This is a genomic window from Micromonospora sp. NPDC023633 (assembly GCF_040640035.1).
Taxonomy (GTDB): domain Bacteria; phylum Actinomycetota; class Actinomycetes; order Mycobacteriales; family Micromonosporaceae; genus Micromonospora.
The window spans coordinates 9178-12289 of sequence record NZ_JBFABB010000164.1 but is presented as its reverse complement, the minus strand read 5'-3'; the positions used below and the strand labels follow the sequence as shown (position 1 = coordinate 12289).

The 3112-nt window shown below is 76.7% G+C and carries 2 protein-coding genes and 1 pseudogene; 1 reads left to right on the top strand and 2 read right to left on the bottom strand.

Annotated features, from left to right (window positions below; all coding sequences use genetic code 11):
* Nucleotides 1-76 precede the first annotated feature (76 nt).
* A pseudogene (locus AB0G13_RS31210) lies at nucleotides 77-649 on the bottom strand (helix-turn-helix transcriptional regulator); the annotation flags it as partial.
* A gap of 252 nt (nucleotides 650-901) precedes the next feature.
* On the opposite strand from AB0G13_RS31210, the gene AB0G13_RS31205 reads away from it, so the two are divergent.
* Nucleotides 902-1285, top strand: a complete 384-nt coding sequence (locus AB0G13_RS31205) for a WhiB family transcriptional regulator (protein WP_089003203.1) — start codon at nucleotides 902-904, stop codon at nucleotides 1283-1285.
* Between the two features lie 105 nt (nucleotides 1286-1390).
* Here the strand turns inward: AB0G13_RS31205 and AB0G13_RS31200 are convergent, their stop codons facing one another.
* Nucleotides 1391-2947 (bottom strand): molybdopterin-dependent oxidoreductase, encoded by a 1557-nt coding sequence (locus AB0G13_RS31200; protein WP_357882159.1) that lies wholly within the window; start codon nucleotides 2945-2947, stop codon nucleotides 1391-1393.
* Nucleotides 2948-3112: the final 165 nt, after the last annotated feature.

The following is a 3112-nucleotide window of genomic DNA, read 5'->3' as shown; positions in this document are numbered from 1 at the left end:
CCCTTCCGGAAGATCCACTGCACGGCGATCATGACGATGTAGCCGAGCAGGAAGCCGACCATCGGCGAGCGGCCTCCGCCGGCTCGTCGGCGGGCTCGGCGGGGTCGTCGCCGCGCTGCGCCGGCACCACTGTCGGGGCGCCGCCCGTGCCGTCAGGGGCCGCCGTCGACCAGGTGGGACCCGGCTCGGCCGGCGACCGGCCGGCCTGGGTGGTGCGGACCGGACCGCCGACCGCCGCGGTGTCCCGGGCCGGGTCGGTGATCGGGCGCCGGGCCGCCCGGCCGGGCGCGGAGAGCAGCAGCAGGGCCTTGGCGACCGCGCTGGTCAGGTCGTGGTCGACGCCCTGGATGAGGCCCCGGGCACCCGCGCTGATGGTGGCCGCGGCCGCCTCCGACTCCTCCGTGCCGAGCAGCAGCACGGAGGCCTGCGGCGCGCGGGCGAGCACCCGCCGGACGAAGCCCGCGCTGTCCGGCCGGGTGAGGGCCGTGTCCGCGAGCACCACGTCGGCCGGGCGCTCGGCCAGTCGCAGCATCACCTCGGGGTCGGAGACGGCCGTCCGCACCGCGGCGGACAACCCGAGCCGTGCCGCCGCGGATGCCAGATGCTGCGCCGCGAGCGGTGTCCGAACGCACACGAGAACCGTACGCACAGTGGTCTCCTCTCCGCCCAGAAGCAGACCATGACCGGGTCGGGTCGCGAGGGGGTTCCGGCAATCCCCCGAACTTTTCCGACAAGTGGGGCATATGCCGCCAGTTGCCGGAAGTTTTCGATCAAAGGTGTGTGAGCGGGCGACGGCCCGGGTACGGAGGTGCCAGGCCGGAAACGGCGCGCCTGCGCGGACCGTCGCCCGGACGCCGATTCACCAGGATCTGCGCGGTGCCGCGCGGGAGGAGGGGTGCTGATGTCGAACGTACGCAGACTGCCCGGACCCATCGTCGACCTCTGGGACTGGCAGCGGCTCGGTGCCTGCCGGGGCCGGGACAGCGCGCAGTTCTTCCACCCGGACGGCGAGCGCGGCTCGTCCCGCCTGCGCCGGGAGTCCGGCGCCAAGGCCGTCTGCCGCGCCTGCCCGGTCCGGGCCGAGTGCGCCGCCCACGCCCTGGCCGTCCGCGAGCCGTACGGCGTGTGGGGCGGATTCAGCGAGTCGGAGCGGCTGCGGCTGCTCGCCGTCGGCTGGGAGGACCTCGCCGACCGCCGCCAGAGCCGGGTCGACGTGGCTCGCCTGGAGGCCCGCCTGGGCCAGCCGCACCGGTCGACCGTCCCCGCCCAGCGCAAGATCGCCTGAGCCGGCAGCCCTCGAAGACCACACCGACGCCGCGTCCCCGCCGGGGGACGCGGCGTCGCGGCGTTCCCGGGCGGGGACACCGCTCCCGCAGGCCCGGGAGGGCGCTCAGCGCACCGTCACGGTGACGCGGTGCCAGCCGGTGGCGCCGTCCGGGGCGACCGCCTGCCGCCGCCCGGTCTGCGTCTCCCCGGTGACGTCGGTCGCCCGGACGGAGAGGGTGTGCTCGCCCGGGGTGGCGTCCCACCGCCACGACCACTGCACCCAGGTGTCCACCGAGACCACCGCGGCCAGCTCCGCCTCGCGCCACGGCCCGTCGTCGACGCGTACCTCGACGCGGCGGATGCCGCGGTGCTGCGCCCAGGCCACCCCGGCCACCGTCACGGCGCCGGCGGTGAGCCGGTTGCGCGGGCGGGGCGTGTCGATCCGCGACTGGGTCTTCACCGGCCCCTGCGCCGACCAGCCGCGCGGCACCCAGTACGCGTCGAAGTCCGCGAAGCTGGTCAGCTCCAGCTCGGTCACCCACTTGCAGGCCGACACGTACCCGTACAGGCCGGGCACCACCATCCGCGCGGGGAAGCCGTGCTCCACCGGCAGCGGCTCGCCGTTCATGCCCACCGCCAGCAGCGCGTCCCGCCCGTCCCGGAGCACGGCGGTCGGCGTGCCGCAGGTCCACCCGTCCACCGAGCGGCCGACGACCTGGTCGGCGCCCTCCTCCGGCCCGGCCTCGTCGAGCAGCTCCCGGATCGGCACGCCCAGCCAGCGCGCGTTGCCGACGAGGTCCCCGCCCACCTCGTTGGAGACGCAGGCGAGGGTGACGTACCGCTCGACCATCGGACGGGCGAGCAGGTCGGCGAAGCTCAGCTCGATCTCGTTGCGCACCCGGCCGTGGATGCGCAGCCGCCAGGTCTCCGGGTCCACCTGGGGCACCACCAGCGCGGTGTCGATCCGGTAGAAGCCGAGGTTCGGCGTGACGTACGGGGCGAGCTGGGTCAGCGACAGGTCCGCCCCGGCCGGCACCGCCGGAGCGGGCGCCGCCGGCACGGGCAGCACGACCGCCTCCCGGGCCGCCGACACCCCCCGCCGGCCGGCGAGCCAGCGACCGCCGAGCCCGGCCACCCCGGCCGCGCCGACCAGCAGGCCGGCCCCGGTCAGGAACCGCCGCCGCGACGCCGGGTCGCTGGGCTCCAACGGCTGCGGGGGCGCGGCGACGGCGGCCGGCGGGGTGGGCCCCTCGAGCGGGCCGGTGACGAAGGCCCAGAGCACCGCCGCCCCGAGCCCGGCGCCGACCAGCGAGGGCAGCGCGTCGGTGGGGCCGGCGCCGGCCCGGGTCACGGCGGCGGCCACGCCGAGGGCGGCGAAGGCCGCGATGCCGGCGAGGCCGATCGCCAACCGGCGCAGCGACAGCATGCCGAGCAGCGCGGCGAAGGCGGCGAGCAGCAGGCCCGTCCCGACCAGCAGCGCGATCTTGTCGTACGTGCCGAAGAGGGCGATGCCGAGCTGCTTGAGCGGCTCGGGCACCGTGTCGACCACGAGCCCTCCGACAGCCACCAGCGGCGCCGAACGGGGGCCGGTCAGCACCGCCACCAGTTCGGCGGAGCCGATCGCCACCGCCGCTGCGGTGACCCCGGCCAGGGCGGCGTACCGGCGCGTCGTGCTGCTCATCGGGCCAGTGTTTCCGATGCACCGGCCAGCCGGTAGTCACGCCCACGGTCCACCGGAAGGCGTCGGGGCGGGCCGGAACACCGCGGGGGCCGCCCCACGGGGCCGAACGCCAGGGGGAAAAAACCCGGCCGGGCTGGGGGGCGGGGGCCGGGCGGTTGACCGGGC

Coding starts and splice junctions, on each gene's coding strand:
- AB0G13_RS31200 (WP_357882159.1), bottom strand. CDS start 2,947: ATGAGCAGCACGACGCGCCGGTACGCCGCCCTGGCCGGGGTCACCGCA.
- AB0G13_RS31205 (WP_089003203.1), top strand. CDS start 902: ATGTCGAACGTACGCAGACTGCCCGGACCCATCGTCGACCTCTGGGAC.